This window comes from Candidatus Eisenbacteria bacterium (assembly GCA_016867495.1).
Taxonomy (GTDB): Bacteria; Eisenbacteria; RBG-16-71-46; order CAIMUX01; family VGJL01; genus VGJL01.
The window spans coordinates 1-5,135 of the sequence record VGJL01000182.1 but is presented as its reverse complement, the minus strand read 5'-3'; the positions used below and the strand labels follow the sequence as shown (position 1 = coordinate 5,135).

Below are 5,135 nucleotides of genomic sequence, written 5' to 3'. Positions count from 1 at the left end.
GGACAAGATCGTCGATCTCCGCTGTCCGAGCCTTCCCGAGGGGCTCATCACCAAGCCGACCCTCGTATGGGAGGTCCAGTCCGCGCGCGGGGGGAGGGAGAAGGCCGAGCTCTCCTACCTCACCTCCGGCGTCAACTGGCACGCCGAGTATGTCGCCGTCACCAACGAGGACGACACGGCCGCCGACCTGGCCGCCTGGGTGAGCGTCGACAACCGCAGCGGCGCGAGCTACCCGGAGGCGCGGCTGCAGCTCATCGCGGGCGACGTCAACCGGATCCTTCCCTCGGCGCCCATGATGGAGGAGAGGCTGGCCGCGAGCGCCATGAGGATGAAGGCCGACGTGGGCTTCGAGGAGGAGAGCTTCTTCGAGTACCACCTCTACACGCTCCCGTATCCGACGACCGTCCGCGATCGGGAGACCAAGCAGATCGCCCTCTTCTCACCGACGCGGACGCCGGTCAAGAAGCTCTTCGAGTACAAGCCGTGGCAGGACGAGAAGAAGATCCGGATCGTCATCGAGTTCGACAACAAGGAGGAGCGCGGCCTGGGGATCCCCCTGCCCAAGGGAAAGGTCCGCACCTACAAGCGCGACTCGAGGGGGGGGCAGCAGTTCGTGGGCGAGGACATGATCGATCACACGCCCAAGAACGAGAAGGTCCGCCTCGGCCTCGGCAACGCCTTCGACGTCGTCGCCGAGCGGACCGTCAAGGACCGGGCCAGGGTGTCCGACCGGGTCATGGATCAGATGTTCGAGGTGAAGTTCCGCAACCGAAAGACCGAGCCGATCACGATCGTCGCCCAGGATCGCTTCTGGGGGGACTGGAGGGTTCTGGAGTCGTCGCTCCCGCACCAGAAGAAGGACGCCTACACGGCGGAATGGATGGTCGATGTCGGCGCCGACCAGGAGGTCGTCCTGACCTACACGGTGCGCACGACGCGCTAGCCGGCGGGGAGTGATGGACCGCTTCCGCCTCGTCGCGAAATACGAGCCCAAGGGGGACCAGCCGGAGGCGATCGAGCGCCTCGTGGAGGGGATCGTCTCCGGGGAGGGGCACCAGACCCTGCTCGGCGTGACCGGCTCCGGCAAGACCTTCACGATGGCGAATGTGATCGCCCGCGTGAACCGGCCCACGCTGATCCTCTCGCACAACAAGACGCTCGCCGCCCAGCTCTATGGGGAGTTCCGCGCCTACTTCCCGGAGAACGCCGTCGGCTACTTCGTCTCCTACTACGACTACTACCAGCCGGAGGCCTACGTTCCGGCGACCGACACCTACATCGAGAAGGACGCCTCGATCAACGAGGAGATCGATCGCCTGAGGCTCCACGCAACCTCGGTCCTCCTCTCGCGCCGCGACGTCATCATCGTCGCCTCGGTCTCGTGCATCTACGGCCTCGGCGCCCCGGAGGACTTCCTGGGCCAGACCCTGCAGCTCACCGTCGGCGAGACCTCGCCCCGCGAGGCGATCCTCTCGAAGCTGGTCGCCATCCAGTACGCGCGAAACGACCTGGAGTTCTCGCGCGGGAAGTTCCGGGTGCGCGGCGATGTCGTCGAGATCTTCCCCTCGCACGAGGAGGAGGCATTCCGGGTCGAGCTCTTCGGCGACGAGATCGAGCGCCTCTCGGCGATCGATCCGCTCACCGGGCAGGTGAAGCGGCGCATCGAGAGGATCTCGGTCTTCCCGGCCTCCCACTTCGCGACCCCGAGCGAGCGGCTCGAGCGCGCGATCTCCGGCATCGAGGAGGAGCTGGAGGGCAGGCTCGCCGAGCTCAACGCGGAGCAGAAGCTCCTCGAGGCGCAGCGCCTGCGGATGCGGACGCGCTACGACCTCGAGATGCTGCGGACCGTCGGCTTCTGCCAGGGGATCGAGAACTACTCGAGGCACCTGGCCGGCCGTCCCGCGGGCTCGCGCCCCGCCTGCCTCCTCGACTACTTCCCGAAGGGCTTCATCACGTTCGTCGACGAGAGCCATGTCACCCTGCCGCAGGTCGGGGGGATGTACGAGGGGGACCGCTCGCGCAAGCGGACTCTGGTCGACTTCGGATTCCGGCTCCCTTCGGCCCTCGACAATCGCCCCCTCAAGTTCGACGAGTGGGACGTCGTGACGGGGCAGCGGATCTATGTCTCGGCGACGCCGGCCGCCTACGAGCTCGACCGGTGCAAGGGGGTCGTCGTCGAGCAGGTGATCCGGCCGACCGGCCTCATCGATCCCGAGATCCAGGTCCGCCCCGTCGAGGGGCAGATCGACGACCTGCTCGCCGAGATCCGGGAGCGGACGGCCCGGGGCGAGCGGGTCCTGGTGACGACCCTGACCAAGCGGATGGCGGAGGACTTGACCGACTACCTCCTGGAGGCGGGAGTCCGCGTCCGCTACATCCACTCCGACGTCAACGCGATCGAGCGGATGGAGATCCTGCGCGGGCTGCGCCTCGGGAAGTTCGATGTCCTGGTCGGGATCAACCTCCTTCGCGAGGGGCTCGACCTGCCGGAAGTCTCCCTGGTCGCGATCCTCGACGCCGACCGGGAGGGGTTCCTCCGCTCCGAGCGGTCCCTCATCCAGACGGCGGGGCGCGCGGCGCGCAACGTGAGCGGCCGCGTGATCCTCTACGCCGAGAATGTGACCCCCTCGATGACCGGGGCGCTGCGGGAGACGGAGAGGCGGCGGGCGAAGCAGCTCGCCTACAATCGGGAGCACGGGATCACGCCCAGGACGATCGAGAAGTCGGTGGACGAGATCCTCCTGCAGACCGCCGTCGCCGACGCGACGCCGATCGAGCCGGAGCAGGTCGAGATCGACCCGAGCCGGATGACGAGGGAACAGATGGTGGCGCTCCTGACGGATGAGATGAAGGCGGCGGCGGAGCGGCTCGAGTACGAGCGGGCCGCATCGATCCGGGATCGGATCTTCGAGATCGAGGGGCAGGAGTGACATCGTCGATCGAGGGCGCGAGGAGAGGACCAGATGGCTAGGGACGAAGGACTGGGCGTGGTCGAGGAGGCGATGGCCCGCCTCGCCCTTCTGGAGGACGTCGGGGAGGGGGATCTGACCGCGGCCCTGGTTCCGGAGGGGGCGCGCGCGGTCGCCGTGGTCCGGGCGAGACAGAAGGGCGTCCTGAGCGGCCTGGGTGTGGCGCGCGCCGTCTTTCGCGCCGTCGATCCGGGAATCGAGATCGAGAGCCCTCTCGAACCGGGCGAGCCCTTCGGCGCGGGCGACCGGATCCTGACCGCGAGGGGCTCGGGCCGCGCTCTCCTGACCGCAGAGCGATCGGCCCTGAACTTCCTGCAGCGGCTCTCGGGAGTGGCGACGCTGACAGCGCGCTTCGTCGAGGCCGCGCGGTCGTGCGGCTCTACGGCGCGGATCAGCGACACGCGCAAGACGACGCCAGGCCTGCGCCTGCTCGAGAAGGAAGCGGTCCTTCACGGCGGGGGGACGAACCACAGGCTCGGCCTCTATGACGCGGTCATGATCAAGGAGAACCACATCGCCGTCGTCGGCGGGATCTCGCAGGCGGTCGAGGCGGCGCGGCGGGCTCATCCGGGCAGGCCGATCATCGTGGAGGTGAGGGCGATCGAGGAGGCGCGCGAGGCGGCGCGTCTCGATGTCGGCCGCATTCTCCTCGACAACAGGACGCCCGAGGAGGTCGCATCCTGCGTCGCGGCGATCCGCGAGGTCGAGAGAAGGCTTCCCGCGCGGGGGGCGGACGACGAGGGACGCTGGCTGCCCGACACCTGGAGGCCGGGCGATCCCAGGATCCAGGTCGAGGTCTCCGGCGGGATCCGGCTCGACGCCGTCGCGCGCTACGCCCTTGCGGGCGTCGACTTCCTCTCGGTGGGGGCGCTCACGCACTCCGCGCCCGCCGTGGACATGTCGATGGACATCGAGATCGGCGCCTGATGCCGCCGCACTCCTTCTCCATCCAGCGCTTTGGCAGCCTCTCCTCGACCCAGGACGAAGCGCGCGCGCAGGCCCGGGCCGGAGCGCCGTCGGGGACGCTCATCCTCGCCGCGGAACAGCTCGCGGGCAGGGGGAGGCAGGGCCGCGTCTGGGAGTCGCCCGCGGGGCTCGGGCTCACCTTCACCGTGATCCACCGGACCGCGCGCCCTCCGGCCGAGTGGCCGCTCTTCACGCTCGCGGCCTCCCTTGGCATGTCGGAGGGGATCGATCCGTTCGGCATCGCTTCCCGACTCAAGTGGCCGAACGACCTGCTCCTCTCCGGGCGGAAGGTCGCGGGGACCCTCGCTGACACGGAACGAAGCGCGATCCTGATCGGGATCGGCTTGAACGTCCTTCAGAAGGAGGAGGACTTCCCGGAGCCGCTGCGAGACATCGCCACATCGATCGCGATCGAGTGCGGGAGGGAAGGGCGCGTTCCCCCATCGATCGAGGATCTGCTCGACTCGATCCTCTGCGGCCTCGAACGGCGTCTTCGGGATCTGGAGGGGGCGGGGGGCGAGCCGATCCTCGCGGCCTTCTGGAGTCGATGCTCCGACAGGGGAAGGCGAATCGAGGTCCGCCTTCCGTCCGGCGAATCGATGACGGGAGAAGCGATCGGCCTCGGATCCGCAGGCGCGCTTCTCCTCTCGACCGAGAGCGGGGTCCTGCCCCTGTCGGCGGGGGAGATCGTCCGGAGGGTGGCCCCGTGAGCCTCTTCGACAGGCTGACCGGGAGCCTGCGCAAGACGCGGCAGCTCGTCGCCGACGGCCTTGAGAGGGCGATCGGCGGCAGTGCCAGGATCGACGAGCGGCTCTTCGAGGAGCTTGAAGAGACCCTGCTGCGGGGTGACGTGGGTCCCGCGACGACCGAGGAGCTTCTCTCGCGCTTGCGGCGCGCCGTGCGGGAGAAGGGGGTTGAGAATCCCGGGGAGATCCCGGCCCTCCTGAGGGGAATCGCCGCCGAGATCCTGGAAGGGGCGGCCGCGGGGCCAGCGCCCCCGGCGATGGAACGGCCGGCACGGCGGACGGCGGAAGGAGGGAGCGGAGTCGATCCTGGGGGCGTGGACGGCGCGCCGCCTCCCGCGCCGAGCGCCGGAGTCGCGCCGCGGCCCGCCCGGCCCCACGTGATCCTCGTCTGCGGCGTCAACGGCGTCGGCAAGACGACGACGATCGCCAAGCTCGCGCGCCGCTACGCCGTCGC

At 69.2% G+C, this 5,135-nt stretch carries 4 protein-coding genes; all 4 read left to right on the top strand.

Going from position 1 to position 5,135, the window contains the following annotated elements:
* Nucleotides 1-956: 956 nt before the first annotated feature.
* On the top strand, nt 957-2,930 hold the full coding sequence (uvrB, locus tag FJY88_11770) for an excinuclease ABC subunit UvrB (protein MBM3288010.1): 1,974 nt from the start codon (nt 957-959) through the stop codon (nt 2,928-2,930).
* Nucleotides 2,931-2,963: 33 nt separating this feature from the next.
* Nucleotides 2,964-3,896, top strand: coding sequence for a carboxylating nicotinate-nucleotide diphosphorylase (gene nadC / locus FJY88_11765; GenBank protein ID MBM3288009.1), 933 nt, complete (start codon nt 2,964-2,966; stop codon nt 3,894-3,896).
* The gene (locus FJY88_11760; protein MBM3288008.1) at nt 3,896-4,645 is read left to right on the top strand and encodes a biotin--[acetyl-CoA-carboxylase] ligase; all 750 of its coding nucleotides are present in this window, start codon (nt 3,896-3,898) and stop codon (nt 4,643-4,645) included. The genes nadC and FJY88_11760 overlap by 1 nt, the downstream gene beginning before the upstream one ends.
* The coding region (locus tag FJY88_11755) for a hypothetical protein (GenBank protein MBM3288007.1) at nt 4,483-5,135 on the top strand (653 nt) is incomplete at its 3' end. The genes FJY88_11760 and FJY88_11755, both read left to right, overlap by 163 nt.

Coding starts and splice junctions, on each gene's coding strand:
- FJY88_11760 (MBM3288008.1), top strand. CDS start 3,896: ATGCCGCCGCACTCCTTCTCCATCCAGCGCTTTGGCAGCCTCTCCTCG.
- uvrB (MBM3288010.1), top strand. CDS start 957: ATGGACCGCTTCCGCCTCGTCGCGAAATACGAGCCCAAGGGGGACCAG.
- nadC (MBM3288009.1), top strand. CDS start 2,964: ATGGCTAGGGACGAAGGACTGGGCGTGGTCGAGGAGGCGATGGCCCGC.